Here is a 23,297-nt window from a genome sequence, read left to right on the forward strand (position 1 = left end):
GAAGAGTACCCCCACCCCTGTCCCCTCCCCGCAAGGGGGAGGGAGACGCTCTCAGAACCGACTGAGCTATTGGGACGAAGACTTGCAAGCGCAGGTCTCCTCCCCCTGAACGGGGGAGGGACAGGGTGGGGGTGAGTTGTGCGCACCAGCCTCTCCGTAACCCTCCCGACCCTAACCTCTTGACCCCGCGCGTCCCCGCGTGCATCGCTCCGCGACTTTGTTTTCGGAGCCCGTCATGTCGTCCAATTTCGTTCTCACCCTCTCCTGTGCCGATCGGCCGGGGATCGTTGCCGCGGTGACCACGGAACTGGCGGGCCTCGGTTGCAACATCGCCGAATCCAACCAGTTCTGGGACAAGGAGACCGGCCAGTTCTTCATGCGGCTGGCCTTCACCGCTCCCGACGGGGTCGACCGCGATGCGCTGGAACGCGGGCTGAAGCCGGCGGTCGAGCGCTTCGGCATGCGCACCACGCTGGTCGATGAGGCCAAAAAGAAGAAGATCCTGGTGATGGTTTCGAAGTTCGACCACACCCTGCTGCACCTGCTCTACCAGATCCGCGTCGGCTGGCTCGATGCCGAGGTGGTGGCGATCGTCTCCAACCACGAGGACAGCCGGAAGACCGCCGATTACGAGGGCATTCCCTTCCACCTGCTGCCGGTCGGCAAGGACAACAAGGCGGCGCAGGAAGAACAGGTGATCGCCCTGTTCAAGGAGACCGGCGCCGATCTGGTGGTGCTGGCCCGCTACATGCAGATTCTCAGCGACAAGTTCGCCACCCGGCTCTACGGGCAGATCATCAACATCCACCACTCGTTCCTGCCCAGCTTCAAGGGCGCCAAGCCCTACCACCAGGCGCACGAGCGCGGCGTCAAGATCATCGGCGCCACCGCGCACTACGTGACGCCGGAGCTGGACGAGGGCCCGATCATCGAGCAGGAAACCGCGCGGGTGACCCACGCCTTCAGCCCCGACGACCTGGTGGCCGCCGGGCGCGACGTGGAGTCCCGCGTGCTCGCCCGTGCCGTAAAACTCCACCTCGAGAGTCGGGTGATGCTGAACGGGCGAAAGACCGTGGTGTTCGGGTAGGCTGGTGCGTGGGCCCTCCCCCACCCGGCTTCGCTACGGCTTCGCCTAGCTGCGCTACCCTCCCCACAAGGGGGAGGGATGGGCGGAACCGAACCGCTGCAGTCGGCTCTCCCTCCCCTTGATGGGGAGGGTAGTGAAGCATGGCAGCGTGCCGCCTAGCGGAACTGGGTGGGGTGGAGCAGGACACACGGAGCGCTGCACTCAAGCCGTCTGCGTCAGCGCCGCCTTGTTGGCCTCGAGGAAGGCCTTCAGCCCCTGCGGCTTGGTGCCCCACAAGGTCTCCACCGCATTGGTGGTAAGCGCCACGCGCCCGAGCCGGGTATTGGCGTCGAACGGCACGATGAAGCCCTGGACCACCGGCTCGGGCACGCCCGCAGCGATGGCGCCGGCGGCCAGTTGCTCGTCGGTGACGTCGACCACTTCGATCGGCTTGCCGGTGACCTCCGAAGCGACGGCGGCGATCTCGCGCGTGCTGAGGGCCACAGGACCGGTGACGGTCAGTGTCCGACTGGCATCGCCTGCGAGCAACGCACCGGCAGCGGCCCGCGCCGTATCCTCGCGGGAGACATGCGCCAGGGTGCCGGCGCCCGCCGAGGTGTACCACTTGCCTGAATTGAGCGCCGGCGGCAGCGAGTTCAGCAGGTTCTCGCTGTACCAGTTCATCCGCAGGATCGTGTAGCCGATGCCGGAAGCCTTGATTGCCTCCTCGGTGCCGAAATGCTCGGACGCGAACGGGATCGGCGAGGTCGGCTCGGGCGCCGGCATCGAGGTATAGACGATGTGCTTGACGCCTGCGGCCTTGGCGGCGGCGACGGCGCTGGTCTGCAGCGCCGTGCGCACCGGGCCGAGCACGTCGGTCGAGATCAGCAGCAGGCGGTCGACGCCCTCGAGCGCCTTGATGAAACCGGGCACGTCGCCATAGTCCGCCTTGCGGGTTTCGATGCCGGCAAAGCTCAGTTTCTCCGGGTGGCGCGAGCCGGCGATAAGCTTGCCGTCATAGCCGCGCTCCAGCAGCAGCTCGACGACGCGGCGGCCCAGCTTGCCGCCGGCGCCGGCAACGAACAGGGTGGGGGAAGTGGTCATTTGCGGAGTCTCCGATAGGTTGTCTCTTTTTGAGACTACGTATACAATAGGAACTAACTCGACTGCCGCAAGACGGCAGTTTCAACGCCACTGGTTACCTTGAGGGAACCACCATGTCCGGCACGCCGATTGCCCCGCTAACCAAGATCATGTCCGAATATGCCGACGCCTCGCAGTGCCCGGTTCGCAACGTGCTGGACCAGCTCGGCGACAAGTGGAGCGTGCTGATCATCAGTGCGCTGGCCGAACGTCCCTACCGCTTCGGCGAGTTGAAGCGCGAGATCAGCGACATTTCGCAGCGTATGCTCACCCAGACGCTGCGCGACCTGCAGGCCGACGGACTGATCGAACGCACCGTGTTCCCCACCACGCCGCCCAGTGTCGAGTACAAGCTCAGCCCGATGGGCCGCAGCTTCCTCGTGCCACTCTCGGCCATGGTCGATTGGGCGTTCGAGCACTTCCCGGCGATCCGGGTGGCGCGCGAGGAGTTCGCGAAGGCGGCTTAGTGGTACTGACCGAAGCGGACGGCCCCCTCCCGGCCTCCCCATAAAGGGGGAGGTGAAGACCCGAGGCTCTGTCTTCGATCGTGCCAACACACGCGATGCGGCACCTCCCCCTTCATGGGGGAGGATGGGAGGGGGCCGTCTCTCTCAGTGATCCCTTGCCCTGTCCCGGCAAATCCCTCACAACCCGGCGGTGACCCGCTCCTCCCCCTTCACCGATCGCCGCCTCGTCGTCGCCATCGCGCTGCTCTGCTGTTTTCTCTGGGGCAGCGCCGTGCCGGCGGTGAAGATCGGCTACGGGCTGTTCGCCATCGCTCCGTCCGATACGGCTTCGCTGATGCTGTTTGCCGGGGTCCGCTTCTTTCTATCCGGGGTCATCCTGCTCGGCTGGTCGGCGCTGACCCGCAAGCCGATCGTCCAGACGCCGCGCCGCCTCGGACAGCTGGGGCTGCTCGGGCTGATCAGCACGGCCGGACAGTACCTGTTCTATTACATCGGCCTCGCCCACTCGACCGGCGTGAAAGTCTCGATCACCACCTCGACCAGCACCTTCTTTTCGGTGCTGATCGCGCATTTCCTCTACCGCGACGACAAGCTGACGCCGCGCCGCATGCTTGGCTGCCTGCTCGGCTTTCTCGGCGTCGTGGCGGTCAATCTCGCGGCAACCGGCATCGACCTGCATGTCAGCCTCTTGGGAGAGGGCTTCATCGTCATCGCCGCGCTGCTCTTCTCGGTCGGCGGCGTCTACGGCAAGGGGCTGAGCGCCGATATGGATGCCGGGGTAATGACCGGCTGGCAGCTCCTGCTGGGCGGCGCCATGCTGGGGTTGGCCGGACTGGCGCTCGGGGGCCGGTTCGGCGCCTTCGGCCTCGAAGCGGCGCTGCTGCTGGGCTATCTGGCGGCGCTGTCGGCGGCGGCTTTCGCGCTCTGGAGCGTGCTGCTCAAGCACAACCCGGTCGGCTCGATCGCCATCTTCAACTGCGCCATCCCGATCTTCGGCGTGTTGCTGGCCGGCCTGTTCCTCGGCGAGAGCATCTTCGAATGGAAGAACCTCGTGGCTCTGCTGCTCGTCAGCGTGGGCATCTGGATGGTCACCACACAGCAACCTGCCGCGCGGCGCACGAGCTGAGCCGAAGGGCGGCATTTTCGCGGTCGGCATAGCAGAGTGTTTACCGGCGAGGGCTAGTCGAGGGCCATTTGCCGGATTTGGCTCCCATGCATCTCATGCTGATCCCGCCGATCGTCCTGGCTGCCTTCGCCATGTCGCTGGGCGGCATGTGGCTGATCGACCGCCGCCGGCTGCACCTCTTGCTGTTGGCTGGCGGCTTTGCCGGCTTCGGCACGGCGATCCTGGTGCAGGTACTGGAACTGCCGCCGCAATCCGCCTTCAGCTCGGTGGTCTCGGCCACCCTCTATGCTGCCGGCGCGACGCTGTTCTCGCTCGGGGTCATCTGGCGCTCCGAACGGCGCGGCCTCCCGATACCGCTGCTGGTGCTGCCGCTCGTCCTCGTCGCGACGTTGGCCTGGTTCAGCTATGTCGACGACCAGTTGCTGGTGCGCATCTACGTGCTGAACTTCGGTCTCGGTCTGATCGGCATTGTCGGAACCTGGTATGCGCGCCGGCTGGTGGATGGCAGCGTCGCCGAACGTACGCTGTTCTGGCTGCAATTGACGCTGGCGCTGCATTTCTTTCCGCGCACCCTGCTCGCCGTGGGCCGGCTCGGCAGCGGCATCTCGGACCCCCAGCGCTTCGGCGGCAGCGATTTCTGGATCCTCACCCTCTATGCCGGTGCGGTCCTCGGCGTGGTGATCGGCATCGGCGTGGTGCTGGTGACTGCGGCCGACCTCATGGCCGGGCTGCAGCGGGAACGCGACACCGATGCCTTGACCGGCGCGCTCAATCGCCGCGGCCTCGAAGCACATGCCGGCGCTTTGCTGGAGCAGCCGGTCTTTCGCCCCATCGCCCTGATCGCCTGCGACATCGACCACTTCAAGGCGATCAACGATCAGTTCGGCCATCACGCGGGCGACCTGGTGCTGCAGCACATCGGCACGCTGCTGCGGGCGAACTGCCGCGCCACCGACATCGTCGCGCGGATCGGCGGCGAGGAGTTCGTCGTGGCGCTGCCCAATACCACCGCCGCGGAGGGCTTCGAGCTGGCCGAGCGGCTCCGTCGGCTGGTCGCCGAGACTGCGGGCAGCCATGCCCCGTCGGTCACCTGCAGCTTTGGCGTGGCCGAGCTGCAGGACCACGATGCAGACATCTGGGCCGGCCTGCAGCGCGCCGATCGGCAGCTATATGCGGCCAAGCATGCCGGCCGGAACCGCACCGCTGTCGAACTGCTGGGCGCGTCCGTGGCTGGCGTCGTGGCAATGGGCGAGAGCCCGCGCCTCGTCGCCTCGGCACCCGGCCGCGGCTGAACCTCAGGCCTGCGGGAACACCCGCCAGCGCTTCGGGCGGAAGGCGATGCGGGTCTTCTCTCCCGCCGGATGGTCGAACGGCAGGTCGACTTCGACACGCTCGGGCAGGCCGCCAATCTCGAGCTCGACGCGACGGGTGCCGCCCACACGGCGCGATGCGGCAACGACGCCGGCCAAAGCCGCGCCATCCTCGACCAGTTCCACGTCGTGCGGCCGGAAGAACAGCTTGGCCGCCCCGGCGGCGTCGTTGGGCGCCGGGAGCCCGATGGCGCGGCCGCCGACCCACAGCTCATGGTTCTCCACCGCGACCGGGATCGAGCTCGATTCCCCGATGAACGAGAAGACGAACGGCGAATTCGGACGATCGTAGACATCGTCGGGCGTGCCGACCTGCTCGATCTTGCCCTGGCTCATCACCACCAGCCGGTCGGCCAGCTCCAGCGCCTCTTCCTGGTCGTGCGTCACGAACACCGTGGTGTGCCCGGTGCGGTCATGGATCTCGCGCAGCCATTTCCTGAGCTCCTTGCGCACCTGTGCGTCGAGCGCGCCGAACGGCTCGTCGAGCAGCAGCACGCGCGGCTCGATGGCCAGCGCCCGCGCCAGCGCCACGCGCTGCCGCTGACCGCCGGAGAGCTGCTGCGGAAAGCGCTTCTCCAGCCCCTTCAGTTGCACCAGCTCGAGCAGCTCCATCGCCCGGCGGCGGATTTCCGCCTTTGGCGGCCGGGTCGCGCGCGGCCTTACCTTCAACCCGAATGAGATATTGTCCAGCACCGTCATGTTGCGGAACAGCGCGTAGGCCTGGAACACGAAGCCGACATTGCGCTCCTGCACGGTCTTGCTCGATGCATCTTCGTCGCCGAAGAAGATGCGGCCGGCGGTGGGCATCTCCAGCCCGGCGATGAGCCGCAGCAGTGTGGTCTTGCCCGAGCCGGAAGGACCGAGCAGCGCGATCAGTTCGCTCGATTTCACCTCGAGCGACACGTCGTTGAGCGCGGGGTACTGCGAGAATTCCTTGCGGACGGTGTCGACGCGGATATCCAAACTGGGAAGCCCTTTCAGTCTCTGGTCGGCACGCCTAGTGGCGGCGGGTGCCGGCGAGTTCGTCGCCGAAGCGGTACTCGAGGATGGTTTTGAACACCAGCGTCACCAGCGCCAGCATGGCAAGCAGCGAGGCGATCGCAAAGGCGGCGGCGAAATTGTACTCGTTGTAGAGGATTTCGATATCGAGCGGCATGGTGGTGGTCTTGCCGCGAATATGGCCCGATACCACCGACACTGCCCCGAACTCGCCCATGGCGCGGGCGTTGCACAGCAGCACCCCGTAGAGCAGCCCCCATTTGATGTTGGGCAGCGTCACCCGGGTGAAGGTCTGCCAGCCGGTGGCGCCGAGCGACAGCGCGGCTTCTTCGTCGGTATTGCCCTGGTCCTGCATCAAGGGGATCAGTTCGCGGGCGATGAACGGGAAGGTGACGAAGATCGTCGCCAGCACGATGCCCGGGACGGCAAAGATGATCTCGATATTGTAGGCCTTGAGCAGTGGATGGAGCGCGCTCTGCGCCCCGAACAGCAGCACGTAGACCATACCGGAAACCACCGGCGAGACCGAGAACGGCAGGTCGATCAGCGTGGTGAGGAAGCTCTTGCCCCAGAACTCGTACTTGGCCACGCACCACGCCGCGGCGACGCCGAACACCAGGTTCAGCGGCACCGCAATGGCGGCAACCAGCAGTGTCAGGTAGATCGCCTGCTGCGATTGCCGATCGGCAAAGGCGGCGAAATAGGTGTCGGCGCCCTTGCGGAAGGCCTCGGTGAACACCAGCACCAGCGGCAGCACCAGCACCGCCGCCATGAACACCACGGCAATCGCGATCAGCAACCGCCGCACCCAGGGCCGCTCGGTGGTCGGGCGGGTGTGGTCGGTGGGCAGGATCACCCGCCGGCTGTCATAGACGACATCTGGCTCAAACATTGCCGAACCTCCGGCGGGCCCAGGCCTGGATCAGGTTGATCACCAGCAGCATGACGAAGGAGATGATCAGCATGATGCCGGCGATGACGGCAGCACCGGCCTGGTCGAATTCCTCGAGCTTGATGACGATCAGCACCGGCGCGATTTCCGAAATGTTGGGCAGGTTCCCGGCGATGAAGATCACCGAGCCGTACTCGCCCACGGCGCGGGCGAAGGCCAGCGCAAAACCGGTGAGCAGGGCGGGGCTGAGCCGCGGCAGGATCACCCGGGTGATGGTCTGCCAGCGGTTGGCGCCCAGCGTCGCGGCCGCCTCCTCAAGCTCCTGCTCGAACTCTTCGAGCACCGGCTGCACCGTGCGCACGACGAACGGCAGGCCGATGAAGATCAGCGCGATGACGATGCCGGTCGGGGTATAGGCGATCTTGAAGTTGAGCGAGAACTCGCTGAGCCCGAACGGCAGCCAGGTCTGGCCGTGCCACCACTGCCACAGCGGCCCCTTGTCGGAAAACAGCGAGCCCACCCAGCCCTTGGGCGCGTAAAGCGTCGAGAGCGCGATGCCCGCCACCGCCGTCGGCAGCGCGAAGGGCAGGTCGACGATGGCGTCGAGCAACCGCCGGCCGGGGAACTTGTAGCGCACCAGCACCCAGGCGACGATGATGCCGAACACCACGTTGACCAGCGCCGCGATCAGCGACGAGCCGAAGCTAACCTCCAGCGCCTTCAGTGTACGCGGCGAGGTGGCGATCCTGATGATCTGCTCGATCGGGGTGGTCGCCGCCTTGAGGAACAGCCCGGCGATCGGGATCAGCACCAACAGGCTGAGATAGAGGATGGTATAGCCGAACGTCAGCCCGAACCCCGGGATGACGCTGGGCTTTACAAAGCTCCACCCCGCTCGCGCGGGGTGGGATGGGTTCCGGGAGGCGCCGGCGGGCGCCCCAGCCACTGCATTACTGCGCAGGGGTGTAGACCTGGTCAAAGATGCCCCCGTCCCCGAAATGCTTGGGCTGCGCCGTCTTCCAGCCGCCAAAAAGCGGATCATCAATAGAGATCAGATCGATCTTTGGGAAGGCTTCGACCAGCGCCTGGTCGGTGACGATGGAGGGCTCGGACGGACGGTAGTGGTTCTTGGCCGCCAGCGTCTGCCCTTCGGGCGAGTAGAGATACTCGATATAGGCCTTGGCGAGATCGGCGGTCCCGTGCGCCTCGACATTCTTGTCGACTATGGCCACCGGCGGCTCGGCGAGGATCGACGACGGCGGATAGACCACGTCGAAATTATCGGCGCCGAACTCATCGAGCACCAGGAACGCCTCGTTCTCCCAGGCCAGCAGCACGTCGCCCAGTTCCTTCTGCGCGAAGGTCACGGTCGAGCCGCGCGCCCCGGTATCGAGCACCGGTACATGCGCATAGAGCTGCTTGATGAAGTCGATATTCTTGGCCTCGTCGCCGCCGAACGTCTTGTTGGCGTAGGCCCAGGCCGCCAGGTAATTCCAGCGCGCGCCGCCCGAGGTCTTGGGGTTCGGGGTGATCACCTCGACGCCGTCCTTGATCAGGTCGCCCCAGTCGTTGATCGCCTTGGGGTTGCCCTTGCGCACCAGGAACACGATGGTCGAGGTGTAGGGGGTCGAGTTGTTGGGGAATTCCGAGCGCCAGTTGGCGTCGATCAGTCCGGACTTGGTGACGATGGCGTTGATGTCGCCCTCGAGCGCCAGGGTGACCACGTCGGCGCTGAGCCCGTCGATCACCGCCTGGGCCTGCTTGCCCGAGCCGCCATGGCTCTGCTCGATGGTGACGTTGCCGCCGGTGGTGTCCTTCCAGTGCTTGGCGAACGCCTCGTTGAACTGCACGTAGAGCTCGCGCGTCGGGTCGTACGACACGTTGAGCAGGGTCTGGTCCTGGGCGCGCGCGGTGATGGCGCCGGTGAAGGCGAGCGCTACGGCAAGGCCGCCAAGCGCGAGAATTCTGGCCGTTCTCTTCATCATGTCCTCCTGGTGAAGATCAACTACCCTAACTCTACCTGGTCAGTCGGCATTCTCAAGAAAGCCGCCGGTTGCGACGACCCGGCCAAGCGGAAAAGCTTTCTGCCGAAAGGCTAGCAGTCGCACCGCCATTGCGCAAACCTCGATTCTGCCCTTGCGGATGAGCATGGCTTTGCGCGAAATGAAACCGTGTTCAATTGCGGGAGTGGCAGTAAACGCGTGGGACTGAAGCAGGGTTGCAGGGGAGCTGCTTGGCTGGTGCTGGCTGACCCCCACCCTTGATCCCTCCCCCTAAACAAGGGGAGGGAGACGCATCCCTCGGTGTCGGTGTTCTGGTCTCCCTCCCCATGTTTAGGGGAAGGGGACAGGGGTGGGGGTCAGCCCGCACCGGTGTGTCAGAAGGTGAGCGGCTTTACACCAGCACGTCGTTGGCGACGACCGCGTCGGCCAGGGTCGTGCGGTCGAGGACCTCGCGGGTGGCGACGGTGACGCGGGCGAAGACGTGGCGGATTTCGCAGCTCGACTCTTCGGCGCAGTCGACGCAGCGGCGATAGGCGATCTTGGAAAGGCAGGGCAGCGGCGCGATCGGTCCGTCGATCAGTCGCAGTACCTCGCCGAACGTCACCTGTTCGGGAGCGCGCAGCAGCACATAGCCGCCGAGCCGGCCGCGGCGGCTCATCACGATGCCGGCGCGCTTCAGTTCGAGCAGGATCTGTTCGAGGAATTTCTTGGGGATCGCCTGGCCGCGCGAGATCTCCGAGATCATCAGCGACTCGCCGGCCGGGATCTTGGTCAGGGCCACCAGCGCCCTCAGCGCGTATTTTGCCTTCTGCGAAATCATCGCGGGCGGAATTCCGGAACAGCCGCCAGCCGGCCGTCACCTCTGGCTATAGCGTTGTCGGCGTGAACAAACCATTGCGCAATGGCATGGGTGTCATGCCTTCTCCGCTTCGGGCACCGGCGGCGGCACCTCCGGGTTGAACGGGGTGCCCGGGGTGGTCGCCGGTCGGTCTGGTCGCGCCGGGCGGGCAGCGGCCGGCTCGGCCGTGGCGCTCACCACCGGCTCGGCGGCAGCCGGCGCAGCGGCATCGAGCGCTTCCAGCTCGGCGATGGTCTCCGGCTCGACCTCGTAGTCCTCGGGCTCCGGCGAAGGCTCCACGACAGGCGCAACATCCGGCTCCTCGCCATAGGCCGAGACCACCGCCGGCGGTTCCGCCGGACCACTATCGGGATGCTGCACTTCGGCCTGCGCCGCTTCGATCGCTTCGGCGAGCAGGTTCGGGTCGGACGGCAGCTTTGCGGCGCCGGCCGCCGCCAGCGGGGCCAGCACCGATGCGACCGCATCGGAGGCGGTGATCTCCGCCACCGCCTTGCTGTCACGGTTGATCACGTCCACCATGCCGAGCCCGATCTCGCGCTCGCCCAGGATCACCACGTTGGCGCCGAGCGCCTTCAGATGCGCCTCTTCCTCGTCCGAATGGGCCCGCGCCACGATCAGCACCTTGGCGTTCTGCTTGCGGGCCTGCTCCACCGCCTGCCCGGCTTCGAAGGCATTTGGAATGGCGATCACCACGGTGGAGGCCCCTGCCACGTTGGCGAGCGTCAGCACCTTGGCCGCGGCGGCATTGCCCACCACCACCTCGATGCCCAGCGCGCGTGCGGCATTGGCGCGGCCCTCGGCATCCTCGACCACGAGGAACGGCGTCCTGGCTTCGAGCAGCGCTTCGCCGACCACCGAGCCGACCCGGCCGAAACCGACGATGATGACATGGCCCGACTGGCCGGTGGGCACCTGTGTCGGCTCGATTTCCTGCGGTGCTTCGGGAGCGGCGGCGCGCGGCGCGCTCGCCACGAGGTCCGGTTCGGTGCGCTCGACCGGCCCACCGCCGGCAAAGGCTTCGGTCGGACGGCCGAAGCGACTTTCCAGCGCCGGCCGCAGCAGGTCGAGCACGAAGAAGATCACCGGGTTGAGGATGATCGAGATGATCGAGCCGGCGAGGATCAGGTCGCGTCCCTCCACCGGCAGGATCCCGAGACCGACGCCGAGCGCCGCGAGGATGAACGAGAACTCGCCGATCTGCGCAAGGCTTGCCGAGATGGTCAGGGCCGTGCCCACCGGCCGCTTGAACGCCACCACGATCAGAAAGGCCAGCACCGACTTGCCGATCAGGATGATGAACACTGTCGCCAGCACCGGCAGTGGATCGGTGACGAGGATCATCGGATCGAACAGCATGCCCACGGCGACAAAGAACAGCACCGCAAAGGCGTCACGCAGCGGCAGGCTCTCCTGCGCGGCGCGATGGCTGAGCTCGCTTTCGGAGAGGATCATGCCGGCAAAGAAGGCGCCCAGCGCCAGCGACACGCCGAACAGGTAGGCCGCACCCGCCGCCACGCCCAGGGCGATGGCGAGCACGGCGAGCCGGAACAGCTCGCGGCTGCCGGTATGGGCGGTGTAGTGGAGGATGAACGGGATCACCCGCCGCCCCACCACCAGCATGAACCCGACAAAGGCGGCGAGCTTGACCACCGTCACGGCCAAAATGCCCAGCAGGTCGAGCTGGATGCCGAAGATGCGCTCGACGAAATCGACGAACGGATCGTGCAGCGCCGCGCCCTCGACCCCGTTGATCGAGGCGATGGCCGGGATCAGCACCAGGGCGAGCACCATGGCGAGGTCCTCGACGATCAGCCAGCCGACCGCGATGCGGCCGCGCTCGCTGTCGACCATGTGCCGGTCCTGCAGCGCCTTGAGCAGCACCACGGTGGAGGCGACCGACAGCGCCAGGCCGAAGATCAGGCCGGCCCCGAGCCCCCAGCCGAGCAGCGTCGCCAACCCCAGCCCCATGATAGTGGCGCCGCCGATCTGCACGATCGCGCCGGGAATGGCCACCGCCCTGACGCTGAGCAGGTCCTTGAGCGAGAAATGCAGCCCCACTCCGAACATCAGGAGGATCACGCCGATCTCGCTGAGCTCGGTGGCGAGCTCGGCATCGGCGACGAACCCGGGGGTGAACGGCCCCACCAGCACGCCGGCCACCAGGTACCCGACCAGCGGCGGCATGCGGAAGCGATTGGCGATCGCGCCGAGGATGAACGCCAGCACCAGACCCGCAACGATCGTCGAGATCAGGGGCGTACTGTGCGGCATCGGCGAAACCTCCGGCGGGGATTACCCTGAAGCTGGTTGAAAGCGGTGAGAGCCTTGAAGATGGGGCAATCACCGCCCCCCTGCAACCCAATCAGACCGGGAAAACTGCGGCAAAATCATGTGGGTGCGGGAGAATCGCTGCGACTTTCGTCGAAAGCGCGGGCTCGCCGTCGCCCGGCGCAGGCTTGGGCCGATGCTAGCCGGCCATCACCAGCTTGATCTCGCCGGCCTGTGGCGCCCCGGCGATCGCCGCGGGCACTTCATCGAGACGGATGGTACGGGTGATCAGCCGGTCGAGCGACAGGGCGCCGACGGCGATCAGCTCGGCTGCGCGCCCATGCGTCAGCGGGTTGAGCCAGGCGCTTTCGAGCCGCAACTCCTTGGTGAGCAACTCGAACGGCGCCAGGAGGACCTCTTCGCCCTCGGGCACGACACCGAACAGCACGACGGTGCCGCCGCGGCGCGCCATGGCGACCGACTGCCGGACCGTCTCGCCGACACCGGCGCACTCGAACACCACATCGGCGCCGCCGGGCAGCAAGGCCCGGATCGTCCCCACCGGATCGGCGCTGGCGTCGACCGCATGATGCGCGCCCAGCTCGAGCGCCAGGGCGCGACGCGGCGCCTGCCGGGTCGAGAGCACGACGGGGCCCGCTCCGGCCAGCCGCGCCAGCTCGACCATCAGCAGGCCGATCACCCCGCCACCGAGGATCACCACCGAAGCGCCCGGCGCGATCCGCGCCACGTCGATGGCGTGGAGGCAACACGAAACCGGCTCGCAGAAGGCGCCATGCAACGGGTCGAGCCCAGCCGGCAACGCCACCGCCTGCGCCGCCGGCACCAGCACATACTCGGCGAAGCCGCCGTCGCGGTGCACGCCGATGGCGCTGAGGCTGGGGCAGAGATTTGGCCGTCCGGCGAGGCAGTTCTCGCACTGGCCGCAGGAAATATTGGGATCCCCGGTAAGGCGGGTGCCGATCGGAAAGCTGTCGACGCCTACCCCCGCCTCCTCGACGATGCCGGAGAACTCGTGCCCGAGGGTCACCGGCTTGGCCGTGGGGAACTCGCCGCGGAACATGTGGCGATCCGAGCCGCAGATACCGCAGGCCTCGACCCGCACCAGCAGGTCCAGCGGCCCGGGCAGCGGCCGCGGCACCTCCTCGACGATCAACTGTCCCGGCGCCTGCAGTCGCGCTGCCCGCATCTCGAGGTCCTCCCGCCCGTCATCATGGAACAAACCTCGCCAAATGTCTCCACGTCGCCGGGTCACCCCCGTCCGGGCCCACATGCTCCAGGTCGTAGCCCTGCCCCACCCACGGGGTCACTCCCCGAGCTTGGGGCGCTTTCTGGTGGCCAGCTCACTGACGGGCGCGTAAGCAGGCTGGGATGACATCGGATGCGGGACGCGCGCCCCCCTCTCAGACCATCACCCGGTCGATCTTTTCGGCAAGCTTGACGTCCTTTTCGGTGAGCCCGCCGGCCGAGTGCGTGGTGAGGGTGATCCGCACCGTGTTGTAGACGTTCGACCATTCGGGATGATGGTCCATCTTCTCTGCCGCCAATGCCACGCGGGTCATGAACGAGAAGGCTTCCGAAAAGCTCTTGAACTTGAAGTCGTGGCTGATCGCGTCGGCCTGCGGATCGTAAATCCAGCCATTGAGCTTCAACAGGGCGGCTTCGCGCGCGGCAGGCTCGAGCTTTTCGACCATAATTTCTTTCCTCATCTGCAATGAGTCGGAAGACTGCGGCCCCATAACGCCCGATCCGTGGCAAAGCTCCGGCGCCGCGTCGACGGCGCCGGAGAGCGGGGCAAGATCAGGCGGCGAGCGCCGCCGCGTCGCCCGGCACGATGCGCGATACCCGTCCGCGCTCGACCCCGCCGGCATCGACGTAGCCGATGCGCCCCGGCTCGGCGTCGAGCTGCCAGCCGGCGCTGGGCCCATCGGTCCAGTCGACCTGGTAGCCGGTTTCGGTGATCCGCCAGCGGCCGACCCGGCGGGTGCCGTCGGGAAGCGCCATGTGGGCTTCATCCGCGGTGCGGTAGTAGATGGCCGCCTCCTGGCCGGGCGCCATCTCGATGTAATGCGTGCTGCCGATCAGCAGTACGCTGAGCGTGTTTCGATCGGTGATGATCATCTGTGCATCCTCTCATCGCCTGCTGGCGACCGGCGACCTGCCGTGCTAGTCAAGCGGCTTGACGATCTAGCGCAGGGTGAGCATTTGGTCAAGCAACTTGACGATACCGATCTTGCGAGCATCGATCATATCGGGCTGGCGCTGTGGCGCGCGGCACAGCAGTGGCGTAACCGCATGCGCGCCGAGCTGGCGGCCCGCGGCTATCCCTGGCACCAGGGCGCCGCCGGCGAGGTGCTGGCGCATCTGGGCCCCTCCGGCATTTCGCAGGCGGCGCTGACCGAGCGGATGGGGCTGAGCAAGCAGGCCGTGCAGCAACTGGTCGATCAACTCGAGGCGCAAGGAGTCGTCGAGCGCGTGCCCGACCCCACTGACGGACGTGCCAGACGGATCGTGCTGACCGAACTGGGGCTTGCCGATTTCGCCGAACGCAACCGGGTGAAGCGCGCCATCGAACGCCAGTACCGCGAAAGGCTCGGGCCCGAGGCGTTCGAGGCCCTGCAGGCCGCGTTGGCGAAGCTCGCCGACTGACCCCGCTATCGGCCCTAACAGCCGACAGGACGATTGCCAACGATTGACCCAACCAAGCATAAACCATTCCGAGCGTTTGGAACGTCCGAACATCGTGCGGCGTGGTGGTTGCGCGTCGCCGCGTACTGGCTTGAAAGCAGGCATTAACGCCTCGCCGGGCAAAGTCGCCACACCTTGGTGAGGTCTATGTTCGAGCCAGCGCACAAGTCACTGCCGCCTGTCGATTACGTTTCGATGATCCGGTCGCTTTACGCGGACCGGCGCGTCATGATGCTTGGCGCCTTGTCGTCGGCGCTCGTCGCGGCCGTGGCCGGCATCGAAGGCAATTCCTGGGTGCTGCTCGCCATCGCCATCGGCTTCGCCATTGTCGGGATCGCCCGCGACATCGACATGCGCGCCTTCGAGCGCGCCGAACTTGCCGATGACGACGTTGCCACCGCCACTCTTTGGGAAGCGCGCGCCACCATCGGCGCCGCCGCCATTGCCGGGCTCTACGCCTTCTGGATGAGCTACAGCTTCCTCGTGGTGAACACCCCGTTCGCCGAGATGAGCTCGCTCTCGGTCACCGTGGCGGTGCTGGTCGGCGTTGCCGGGCGCAACTTCGCCATCGACCGCCTGGTCACCAGCCAGGTCATCCTGATCGGCGCCGGCATGGCCGTCGGCATGTTGTTCGACGGCACGCTGCACACCGCCATGCTGAGCGTGGTGCTGATCGCCTTCGTAGTGTCGCTGCGCAAGGTTTCAGCCAATATCCGCGCCATCCTGCTGCGGGCGGTGCATGGCCGCATCGAGGCCACGCGTCTCGCCTCCGAACTCGATACCGCGCTCGAGACCATGCAGCATGGGCTGTGCATGCTCGACGAGAACGGCCTGATCGCCGTGGCCAACGATCGGGCCGAGCTGGTGTTCTCGAGTTTCATGCCCGGCAACTGGACCGGCCGGCCGTTCGCCGCCATGATCTCCGCCTCGGCGGCGCGCGGCACCATTCCGCAGCGTTCCGCCAGCCAGTTGATGGATACCGTCGATGCCGGCGACGGCGGCAAGGTGGTGCTCCGCCTCTCCGATGGCCAGTACTGCGAAGTCACCGTGTCGTCGCGGCTCGACAAGACCGTGCTGCTGTTCGAGGACATTACCGAACGCGTCAAGGCCGAAGAGCGCATCAACTACATGGCGCATTACGACACCCTGACCGGACTGCCCAACCGCGCCTATTTCACCGAACAGGTCGAGGCCGACCTCGAGCGCCGCCGCCACCATGGCGACAAGCGCCCCAACGACATGGCCATGCTGATGATCGTCGACATCGACGACTTCAAGCATGTCAACGACACTATGGGCCACCTGATCGGCGACCGCGTGCTGATCGAGACCTCGGAACGGCTGACCCGGGTCCTGGGCCGCGACAGCCTGGTGGCCCGCCTGGGCGGCGACGAATATGTGGTCTATCGCTCCGGCGGCGTGCAGCTTTCCGACACCGTGACCGATCCCGAAGCCATCCTCGGCGGCTTCCGCGGCCCGTTCGAGGTCGAGGGCGAGGTATTCTCCGTCAACGTCTCGATCGGCGTGGTGACGTTGACCGATGGCAGCGACGACCTCGATGCGCTGATGACCAAGGCGGATCTGGCGCTCTACAAGGCCAAGGCCCAGGGCAAGGGGCGCAGCCAGGTGTTCCACGACGAGATGGACACCGACTACCGCTATCGCCAGCGGCTGAAGGCCGAACTGAAGCAGACCGTTGCCGATGGCGGCCTGTCGCTGGTGTTCCAGCCGATCGTCGATCTGAAGACCAAGCGGGTGGTGAGTTGCGAGGCGCTGGCGCGCTGGCACCATCCCGAGCTCGGCTCGATCCCGCCCTCGCTGTTCATCCCGATCGCCGAAGAAACCGGGCTCATTTCCGAGATCAGCCGCTGGGTACTGGCGACCGCCACGGCCGAGTGCCGCAACTGGCCAGAAGAGGTCTCGGTGTCGGTCAACATCTCGGCGCGCGACTTCCGCAACTCCGATGTCGCGGGCATGGTGAAGGGCGCTCTCTCCGGTTCGGGCCTCGCCGCGCACCGGCTCGAGATCGAGGTCACCGAGACCGCAGTGATCGAGGAACGCGCCGCCGCCACCAAGATCCTCGCCAAGCTCGCCAAGCAGGGCATCGGCATCGCACTCGACGATTTCGGCACCGGCTATTCGTCGCTCAGCTACCTGCAGGCCCTGCCCTTCACCAAGCTGAAGATCGACCGCAGCTTCGTCATGGACATTGCCGAGAACCCGCGCTCGCTGAAGCTGTTGTCCAACGTCGCCCAACTCGGCAAGGACATCAACCTGACCGTCACCGCCGAAGGCGTCGAGACCGAGGAGCAGCTTAACCTGATTGCCGAGCACTCCAAGGTCGACCAGATCCAGGGCTACCTGTTCGGCGTGCCGCTGCCGCGCCGCGAAGTCGCCGAGCTGATCGCCAGAATGGCGGCTCGCGCCACCCTCGAGCCGGTCGTAGCGGTCGAGGCGACAAACCGCAAACGTGGTTAAGACACCTAACGCTTTCTGGAATCAGCGTGATTCTGAGCTGCCGCAAGCCCGATCAGGGCTTATGCGTAAGAGTCGCGGGGCCCGTGCACATTTCGCAATTTTATTATGGCTAATGAAAGGTTAAACTCCTCTCGAAAGTTGCGGAGTTCCCTATGCGTTCGGACGTGGAAGGTTCGGCAGCGACGTCAGCTGCTCCGGTGTCTCGCTTCGCCGGCACGCTCATGGAGATACTCGACCGCGTCGAATACTCCCGTGTACGCATGGACGTCACCGACAACCCGATCTATCGGTTGCGCTACGAAGCTTATCGTCGCGAAGAATCCGTGCCGTTCAACGACGCGGGTATAGTTGTCGACGATCTCGATACGGCGCCGAACGGCATGAGTTTCGGTGTTCACATCGATGGCGAACTGGTCAGCTCTATTCGGCTGCATCACGTAAGTGCCAAACATCCTTTCGGCCCGTCGATGAAAAGCTGCCCGGACGTGCTGGATCCGCTGCTCGCACGAGGCGAGACTTTCATCGATCCGTCGCGCTTTACTGCCGACTACGAAGCTTCGCTCGCCTACCCGGCGTTGCCGTTCCTGACGCTCAGGATCGCGGTGATGGCGTCGCTGTTCTTCAAGGCCGATGCCTGCCTCGCCCTGGTGCGCCCCGAACACACGGCGTTCTACCGCCGGGTTTTCGGCTCCGAGGAGATGTCGGATGTCCGGGTCTATCCGGGCCTCGCCTTTCCGGTCGCCCTTTACGGCGCCTATGTCAACGTCAAGCTGCCGGCGACGCTGAGGCGCTATCCGTTCTTCATGTCGACCGAGGAAGAGCGCGAAAAGCTGTTCGCCCGCGCCATGGACGAACATTTCGAGGTCCCGCAACGCGCCAGCTCCCGGCTGGCCTATGAGCGGGCGCTGCTGGAATCGCAGTTCGGCGGCCAGGCGGCGGAGTAGTTGGCCTTTTCCTGACTGATGGAGACGGCCCCCTCCCGGCCTCCCCCATAAAGGGGGAGGTGAAGAGTCGAGGCTCTGTCCCAGATCGTGCCAAGTGAACCGGCAGGCACCTTCCCCTTCATGGGGGAGGATGGGAGGGGGCCGTCCGCTTCAGTTAGCCCCCGCGCCCTTACGCCTCCGGAATCCACACCACCATCGAGCCCTGCCCGCGATTGGCCCATAGGTAATAGGGCAGCGCGGTTAGCGTCGCCGGGGCTTCCTTGGGCGGGCTGGTGCGGTAGAGCGGCTTGAACTCGGCCTCGTCCACCGCCTTGCCCCCAGCGGTCAGCTGGATGATGCCGTCGAACAGGTTCGACTGCCTGACGGCGATGTCGCTCTGGCGCGGCAGCTTGAAACGCTGCACCGTGCCGCCCGGATTGTCGGCCTCCTCGAGGCAGTAGACCAAGGGGCCGCGGGTCAGCGCCACCCGCCCGACATCCATCACCACGTGCGGATTGGCGTAGACGCGTTCCACCGGCATCGGCAGCTCGAGGCTGATCCTGTCGCCCTGCTTCCAGCTGCGGCGGATGGTGGCGTAGCCGTTCACCGGGCTGAGCTGCACCGCCTCGCCATTGACCTTGGCCGTCGCCCCCCTGCACCAGCCGGGGATGCGCAGCTTGACATCGAACACCGTTTCGACCCCCGGGTCGATCTCGATGGCGATGTCGCCCGACCATGGATAGTTCGAAACCTCGCGCACCGCCACTTCCGTGCCGCCAACATCGAGCCTGGTCGAAATGCCGCCATAGAGGTGGAAGGCGATGCCGTCGGGCGCGGTGGAGACGAAGTAGCCGCCGACCGAGGCGACCAACCGGCTGACATTCATCGTGCAGCACGGGCAGGTGTGCCAGTCCCAGCGGCTCGGCGTGCCGTTGCTCTCCAGCGGGTTCATGTAGAAATAATGCTCGCCGTCGCGACTGAGGCCGGCCAGCGCGCCGTTGAACAGTGCCGTCTCCAGCACGTCGGCATACTTGCCGTCGAGATCGAGGTGCAGCATGCGCTGCGCCCAGAAGATCAACGCCACCGAGGCGCAGGTCTCGGCATAGGCGGTCTGGTTGGGCAGGTCGAAATCGAAGGTGAAGCCCTCGTTGTGCGCCGAAGGGCCGAGGCCGGCGGTGATGTACATCTTGGTGTCCATCACGTCGTTCCACAACGTCTCGCACGCCGCCTTGAGGCCGGCATCGTTGAGCTCGACCGCGAGATCCGCCATGGCGGTGTACATGTACATGGCGCGCACCGCGTGCCCGACCACCTTGTCCTGCGCCCGCACCGGCTTGTGCGATTGCGAGTACTCGTAGTTGCCCTGCACGTAGCGCTGGTATTCCCAGCCCTTCTTCTCGCGCTCCTCGCGCTCGACGTCGAAATAGTGCGGATTTGGGGTGCCGCGCTCGTTGATGAAATAGGCGGCGAGGTCGAGGTGCTTTTTCTCCTTGGTCAGGTGGTAGAGCTTGATCAGCGCGATCTCGATCTCCTGGTGCCCGCAATAGCCGCGCTTCTGCCCCGGCCCGGTACCGAAGGTCTGCCGGATATGCTCGACATAGCGCTCCATGATGTCGAGCCAGCGCCGCCGGCCGGTCGTCTCGTAATAGGCGATGGCGCCTTCGAGCATGTGCCCGGCATTGTAGAGCTCGTGGTTGTCCCTGAGGTTCGACCAGCGCTTTTCCGGCTCCCGGCCCAGGTACCAGCAGTTGAGATAACCGTCAGGCGCCTGTGCCCGCTCGAAGTCGTCGACGATCGCTTCGATCTTGGCCTCGATATCCGGGTCGCGCTTGTGGCTCAGCGCATAGGCGGCGGCCTCGATCCACTTGCCGATGTCGGAATCCCAGAACACCTGCACGGTGAAGCCGTTGGCATGGCGCGGAAAGCGCAGCGGCGGCGGCGGGTTGGGCAGCTTCAGCGACTCGAGCAGCCCATACTCGCCCAGCTTCTTGTGCTGGCTGGGAATGGTGCGGGCGAGCACGGTGTCGAGCCGTTCCTTCCAGAAGTCTCCTTCGAGACGGACATCGACAAAACGCACCGGGTGATACTGGCTCACTGTAGGTCTCCTCCTCGCCGCGCCGCTGAGCAAGCGGCGGGCTGTTATCTCTGCGTGGATTGCCTGACGACCAGCGTGCAGGGCAGGCGGCGAATGCCGCCGATGCTGTCGCCGCCGATCATGTCGACGAGCAGCCGACCGGCCTCCTGGCCGAGCGCGGCAAGATTCATGTCGATGCTGGTGAGCGGCGGCCGCGCGGCGTCGGTCATGACGTTCCAGTTGTCGAAGCCGACGATCGCGACCTGCCCCGGCACGTCGATGCCGCGGTCGCGCAGCGCCTCGGCGGCGCCGCGCGCGATCTGGTCGTTGCCGCAGAACAGGCCGTCCGGCTGCTGGTCGGCCGGCACCCCGTCGAACAGCTTGGCGACCGCCTCGCGGCCCCACTGCTCCGACCATTTGCCGCTGAGATAGAAGCCCGGATGCTCGGTGAGCTTTTCGAGCGCCAGCGCCTCGCGGAACCCGCGCCTGCGCTCCAGCACCGCCTCGAAATGCTCGGGACCGGTGATGTGCGCGATGCGCGTACAGCCGATCTCCCTGAGATGGGTCACCGCGAGCCGCGCACCGCCCACCTCATCCGAGACCAGCGATAGCGCGCTGCCGTCATCGGGCTGCGAGTAGACGTAGATCACCGGCAGACCGGGCGGCAACGGCCCGACCGGCGGCCGTTTGTCGGCGCGGCGGGCGGTGACCACCAGCCCATCGATGCGCTTGCCCAGCAACTGGTCGAGATGCTGCCGCTCGCGTTCCGGATCGTCCGTGGCATTGCACATGAAGATTGCGATGCCCCGATCGGCGAACTGCTCCTCCAGCGCCTGGAAGATCGGCAGGGTGAAACGGCCGAACGAGTCGGTGGAGAGCACCCCCACCGTCATCGAGCGCGTGCGATGCAGGCTCTGCGCCATATCGTTGGGGCGGTAGCCGATCTCGCGCGCCACCCTTGTGACCTTGTCGCGCGTCTCCTGCCGCAGCCGGCCGTTGGCGTTCAACGCCTTGGACGCGGTGCCGATCGACACGCCGGCGATCCGCGCGACGTCGCGGATGGTGGGGCTGTGCCGTCCGGTCTTCTCGGTGCTGGAGCGTTCGTCGTTCATCTCGTTGTCCTACTTCACGGCTCCGTTGAGGAAGCCTGCGACGTAGTACTTCTGCAAGAGCAGGTAGATCAGCACACACGGCAATATCGAGAGGATCACCCCGGCCTGCAACGCCCCCCAGTCGATCGAGCCGAGCCGCCCGGTGCGCACGCTGACGAGCATGATCGGCACGGTGAAACTGGTCTCCTTGTTCATGAAGATCAGCGCCGAGAGGAACTCGTTCCAGCTGGCGATGAAGGCGAACAGCGCCACCGTGACGATGCCCGGCACAGCCAGCGGCAGGAAGATGGAGCGCAGTGTCTGCCACGACGAACTGCCATCGACCTTGGCGGCCTCCTCAAGCTCCCTGGGGATCGACTCGAAGCTGTTCCGCATCAGGTAGATCGAGAACGGCAGTTGCAGGATGGCGTGCACCATGGCGAGCCCGAGGTGGCTGTTGGCCAGCCCCACCTTGGAGAAGTTGAGATAGAGCGGGATCAGCAACGCCTGGTAGGGGATCATCAGCGGCGCCAGCAGCAGGATGAACCACAGTTCCTTGAAGCGCATCCTGAAGCGCGCCAGCCCGTAGCCGGCCGGCACCGCGAGCCCCAGGCAGATGACGATGGTCAGAGCCGCCACCAGCAGCGAGTTGGAGAGGTAGGTCCACAGCCCCGCCTGGTACTCGAACACCTTGGCATAGCTTTCGAGGCTGAAGCTGTGCGGCAGGTAGCTCGGCGGCGAGGCGCGCGCCTCGTCAGGCGCCTTGATCGAGGCGAGAAAGCTCAGCACCAGCGGCGCCAGCATGATGGTCGATACGCCGATGCAGACGGCGGCGATGATGTAGCGGACCGGGCGGCTTTCCCCCGCTGCGCGCGACACGTGTTCGGCGACGCGCGACCGCGTGCTGGCTTCGGCGATCGCGGTCATTGCGAGGGACTCCGGTTCGACAGGATCACCTGCAGGCTGGAGAACACCAGGATGATCGCGGTGAGGATGATCGACAGCGCCGCGCCGTACCCGAGCTTGAAGCTGATGAAGCTCGACTGGTAGATCGAGTACACCGCGGTGAAGGTCTGGCCGCGCGGATTACCACCAGTCATGATGTAGAACTGGTCGAAGGCCAGCATCGAGCCGATCACCGAGATCAGCGTGGTGAGCAGGATCACCCTCAGGCTCAGCGGCAGGATGATGTACCAGACGCGCTGCCAGTAATTGCCGCCATCGATCAGCGCCGCTTCGCCGATCTCGCCGTTGATCGACTGGATGCCGGCCACGAACAGCAGCATGCCGAAGCCGATCACCTTCCAGGTGATCGAGATGGTGACCGCCAGCAGCCCCATATCGGCCTTGGTGAACCAGACCGCCGGCTCGGCCAACAGGCCGATATCGACGAGGAACTTGTTGAACAGCCCGACCTGCTGATCGAACAGCCAGAACCAGAGCAGGCTCGACGAGCCGATGCCGATCACCACCGGCAGGAAGATGATGCCGCGGGTGATCTGCTGCAGCCGCCGGTTCGGCGAGGTCAGCAGCGCCAGCGCGAAGCCCAGCCCCATCAGCAGCGGCGTGATGAACACCGTGTAGCGGGCGGTAAAGCCCAGCGCCTGCCAGAATTTCTTGTCTTCGAACGCCTTGATGTAGTTCTCGAGACCGATGAACTGGCCACCGCCAAGCAGCGAGGTATCGGTCAGCGACAGATAGCCCAGTTGCAGCAACGGCCACAGCACGAAGAAGCCCACGAAGGCCAGCGCCGGCAGCACGTACAGGAAGCCGACATTATTGCGAAGCGCCCGCACCACGCTTGCTCTCCTCTGTCCGCAATCGCGATGGAA

General features: G+C 65.8%; 20 protein-coding genes and 1 pseudogene. 7 read left to right on the top strand and 14 right to left on the bottom strand.

Features of this window, described 5'->3' with window-relative positions:
- Positions 1 to 235: 235 nt before the first annotated feature.
- The gene (purU, locus tag APS40_RS09585) at positions 236 to 1,087 is read left to right on the top strand and encodes a formyltetrahydrofolate deformylase (protein WP_055046832.1); all 852 of its coding nucleotides are present in this window, start codon (positions 236 to 238) and stop codon (positions 1,085 to 1,087) included.
- Positions 1,088 to 1,288: 201 nt separating this feature from the next.
- On the opposite strand, the gene APS40_RS09590 is transcribed toward purU, so the two are convergent.
- Positions 1,289 to 2,170, bottom strand: a complete 882-nt coding sequence (locus APS40_RS09590; RefSeq protein WP_055046833.1) for an NmrA family NAD(P)-binding protein — start codon at positions 2,168 to 2,170, stop codon at positions 1,289 to 1,291.
- Positions 2,171 to 2,283: 113 nt separating this feature from the next.
- Here APS40_RS09590 and APS40_RS09595 point away from each other — a divergent pair, with 113 nt between their 5' ends.
- The 3 genes from APS40_RS09595 to APS40_RS09605 all read left to right on the top strand — a co-directional run bounded on the left by APS40_RS09595 (position 2,284) and on the right by APS40_RS09605 (position 5,094).
- Complete coding sequence (locus tag APS40_RS09595; protein ID WP_055046834.1) at positions 2,284 to 2,676, top strand: winged helix-turn-helix transcriptional regulator; 393 nt, start codon at positions 2,284 to 2,286, stop codon at positions 2,674 to 2,676.
- A 190-nt stretch (positions 2,677 to 2,866) separates the two neighbouring features.
- Positions 2,867 to 3,802: a DMT family transporter gene (locus APS40_RS09600; RefSeq protein WP_055046835.1), complete on the top strand. Its 936-nt coding sequence runs from the start codon at positions 2,867 to 2,869 to the stop codon at positions 3,800 to 3,802.
- Positions 3,803 to 3,888: 86 nt separating this feature from the next.
- Positions 3,889 to 5,094: a GGDEF domain-containing protein gene (locus APS40_RS09605; protein ID WP_055046836.1), complete on the top strand. Its 1,206-nt coding sequence runs from the start codon at positions 3,889 to 3,891 to the stop codon at positions 5,092 to 5,094.
- A 3-nt stretch (positions 5,095 to 5,097) separates the two neighbouring features.
- On the opposite strand, the gene APS40_RS09610 is transcribed toward APS40_RS09605, so the two are convergent.
- From APS40_RS09610 to APS40_RS09650, 9 genes and pseudogenes are all read right to left on the bottom strand, one after another.
- Positions 5,098 to 6,135 (bottom strand): sulfate/molybdate ABC transporter ATP-binding protein, encoded by a 1,038-nt coding sequence (locus APS40_RS09610; protein WP_055046837.1) that lies wholly within the window; start codon positions 6,133 to 6,135, stop codon positions 5,098 to 5,100.
- A gap of 34 nt (positions 6,136 to 6,169) precedes the next feature.
- Positions 6,170 to 7,063, bottom strand: a complete 894-nt coding sequence (cysW, locus tag APS40_RS09615) for a sulfate ABC transporter permease subunit CysW (RefSeq protein ID WP_055046838.1) — start codon at positions 7,061 to 7,063, stop codon at positions 6,170 to 6,172.
- Positions 7,056 to 8,009, bottom strand: coding sequence for a sulfate ABC transporter permease subunit CysT (locus APS40_RS09620; RefSeq protein WP_236884230.1), 954 nt, complete (start codon positions 8,007 to 8,009; stop codon positions 7,056 to 7,058). The genes cysW and APS40_RS09620 overlap by 8 nt, the downstream gene beginning before the upstream one ends.
- Positions 8,010 to 8,013: 4 nt before the next feature.
- Complete coding sequence (locus APS40_RS09625) at positions 8,014 to 9,048, bottom strand: sulfate ABC transporter substrate-binding protein (RefSeq protein ID WP_442855845.1); 1,035 nt, start codon at positions 9,046 to 9,048, stop codon at positions 8,014 to 8,016.
- Positions 9,049 to 9,457: 409 nt separating this feature from the next.
- Positions 9,458 to 9,886, bottom strand: coding sequence for an RrF2 family transcriptional regulator (locus APS40_RS09630; protein WP_055046840.1), 429 nt, complete (start codon positions 9,884 to 9,886; stop codon positions 9,458 to 9,460).
- A 549-nt stretch (positions 9,887 to 10,435) separates the two neighbouring features.
- Positions 10,436 to 12,196, bottom strand: a pseudogene (locus tag APS40_RS09635) (cation:proton antiporter domain-containing protein); the annotation flags it as partial.
- Positions 12,197 to 12,392: 196 nt separating this feature from the next.
- Positions 12,393 to 13,400 (bottom strand): zinc-dependent alcohol dehydrogenase family protein, encoded by a 1,008-nt coding sequence (locus APS40_RS09640; RefSeq protein WP_055049616.1) that lies wholly within the window; start codon positions 13,398 to 13,400, stop codon positions 12,393 to 12,395.
- A 214-nt stretch (positions 13,401 to 13,614) separates the two neighbouring features.
- Positions 13,615 to 13,905, bottom strand: coding sequence for a 4a-hydroxytetrahydrobiopterin dehydratase (locus APS40_RS09645; RefSeq protein ID WP_055046841.1), 291 nt, complete (start codon positions 13,903 to 13,905; stop codon positions 13,615 to 13,617).
- Positions 13,906 to 14,011: 106 nt separating this feature from the next.
- On the bottom strand, positions 14,012 to 14,332 hold the full coding sequence (locus tag APS40_RS09650) for a hypothetical protein (protein WP_055046842.1): 321 nt from the start codon (positions 14,330 to 14,332) through the stop codon (positions 14,012 to 14,014).
- Positions 14,333 to 14,416: 84 nt separating this feature from the next.
- On the opposite strand from APS40_RS09650, the gene APS40_RS09655 reads away from it, so the two are divergent.
- The 3 genes from APS40_RS09655 to APS40_RS09665 all read left to right on the top strand — a co-directional run bounded on the left by APS40_RS09655 (position 14,417) and on the right by APS40_RS09665 (position 18,321).
- Positions 14,417 to 14,860: a MarR family winged helix-turn-helix transcriptional regulator gene (locus APS40_RS09655; protein ID WP_055046843.1), complete on the top strand. Its 444-nt coding sequence runs from the start codon at positions 14,417 to 14,419 to the stop codon at positions 14,858 to 14,860.
- A 186-nt stretch (positions 14,861 to 15,046) separates the two neighbouring features.
- On the top strand, positions 15,047 to 17,377 hold the full coding sequence (locus tag APS40_RS09660; protein ID WP_055046844.1) for a putative bifunctional diguanylate cyclase/phosphodiesterase: 2,331 nt from the start codon (positions 15,047 to 15,049) through the stop codon (positions 17,375 to 17,377).
- 152 nt (positions 17,378 to 17,529) lie between these two features.
- Entirely contained in the window at positions 17,530 to 18,321 is a 792-nt protein-coding gene (locus tag APS40_RS09665) for an N-acyl amino acid synthase FeeM domain-containing protein (RefSeq protein ID WP_156342893.1), read from the top strand.
- A 169-nt stretch (positions 18,322 to 18,490) separates the two neighbouring features.
- Here APS40_RS09665 and APS40_RS09670 read toward each other — a convergent pair whose 3' ends face one another.
- From APS40_RS09670 to APS40_RS09685, 4 genes are read right to left on the bottom strand one after another with little or no spacing between them, the layout of a single operon-like run.
- Positions 18,491 to 20,395, bottom strand: coding sequence for a glycoside hydrolase family 127 protein (locus tag APS40_RS09670; protein ID WP_055046846.1), 1,905 nt, complete (start codon positions 20,393 to 20,395; stop codon positions 18,491 to 18,493).
- 44 nt (positions 20,396 to 20,439) lie between these two features.
- On the bottom strand, positions 20,440 to 21,486 hold the full coding sequence (locus APS40_RS09675; RefSeq protein WP_055046847.1) for a LacI family DNA-binding transcriptional regulator: 1,047 nt from the start codon (positions 21,484 to 21,486) through the stop codon (positions 20,440 to 20,442).
- A 9-nt stretch (positions 21,487 to 21,495) separates the two neighbouring features.
- Positions 21,496 to 22,392 (bottom strand): carbohydrate ABC transporter permease, encoded by an 897-nt coding sequence (locus APS40_RS09680; RefSeq protein WP_055046848.1) that lies wholly within the window; start codon positions 22,390 to 22,392, stop codon positions 21,496 to 21,498.
- Complete coding sequence (locus tag APS40_RS09685; RefSeq protein WP_055046849.1) at positions 22,389 to 23,264, bottom strand: carbohydrate ABC transporter permease; 876 nt, start codon at positions 23,262 to 23,264, stop codon at positions 22,389 to 22,391. Before APS40_RS09685 ends, APS40_RS09680 begins: the two co-directional genes overlap by 4 nt.
- Positions 23,265 to 23,297 lie beyond the last annotated feature (33 nt).

Origin of the sequence: Devosia sp. A16 (assembly GCF_001402915.1) — a bacterium.
GTDB lineage: Bacteria > Pseudomonadota > Alphaproteobacteria > Rhizobiales > Devosiaceae > Devosia_A.

Coding starts and splice junctions, on each gene's coding strand:
- purU (WP_055046832.1), top strand. CDS start 236: ATGTCGTCCAATTTCGTTCTCACCCTCTCCTGTGCCGATCGGCCGGGG.
- APS40_RS09590 (WP_055046833.1), bottom strand. CDS start 2,170: ATGACCACTTCCCCCACCCTGTTCGTTGCCGGCGCCGGCGGCAAGCTG.
- APS40_RS09595 (WP_055046834.1), top strand. CDS start 2,284: ATGTCCGGCACGCCGATTGCCCCGCTAACCAAGATCATGTCCGAATAT.
- APS40_RS09605 (WP_055046836.1), top strand. CDS start 3,889: ATGCATCTCATGCTGATCCCGCCGATCGTCCTGGCTGCCTTCGCCATG.
- cysW (WP_055046838.1), bottom strand. CDS start 7,063: ATGTTTGAGCCAGATGTCGTCTATGACAGCCGGCGGGTGATCCTGCCC.
- APS40_RS09625 (WP_442855845.1), bottom strand. CDS start 9,048: ATGATGAAGAGAACGGCCAGAATTCTCGCGCTTGGCGGCCTTGCCGTA.
- APS40_RS09630 (WP_055046840.1), bottom strand. CDS start 9,886: ATGATTTCGCAGAAGGCAAAATACGCGCTGAGGGCGCTGGTGGCCCTG.
- APS40_RS09640 (WP_055049616.1), bottom strand. CDS start 13,400: ATGCGGGCAGCGCGACTGCAGGCGCCGGGACAGTTGATCGTCGAGGAG.
- APS40_RS09645 (WP_055046841.1), bottom strand. CDS start 13,905: ATGGTCGAAAAGCTCGAGCCTGCCGCGCGCGAAGCCGCCCTGTTGAAG.
- APS40_RS09650 (WP_055046842.1), bottom strand. CDS start 14,332: ATGATCATCACCGATCGAAACACGCTCAGCGTACTGCTGATCGGCAGC.
- APS40_RS09660 (WP_055046844.1), top strand. CDS start 15,047: ATGTTCGAGCCAGCGCACAAGTCACTGCCGCCTGTCGATTACGTTTCG.
- APS40_RS09665 (WP_156342893.1), top strand. CDS start 17,530: ATGCGTTCGGACGTGGAAGGTTCGGCAGCGACGTCAGCTGCTCCGGTG.
- APS40_RS09675 (WP_055046847.1), bottom strand. CDS start 21,486: ATGAACGACGAACGCTCCAGCACCGAGAAGACCGGACGGCACAGCCCC.
- APS40_RS09680 (WP_055046848.1), bottom strand. CDS start 22,392: ATGACCGCGATCGCCGAAGCCAGCACGCGGTCGCGCGTCGCCGAACAC.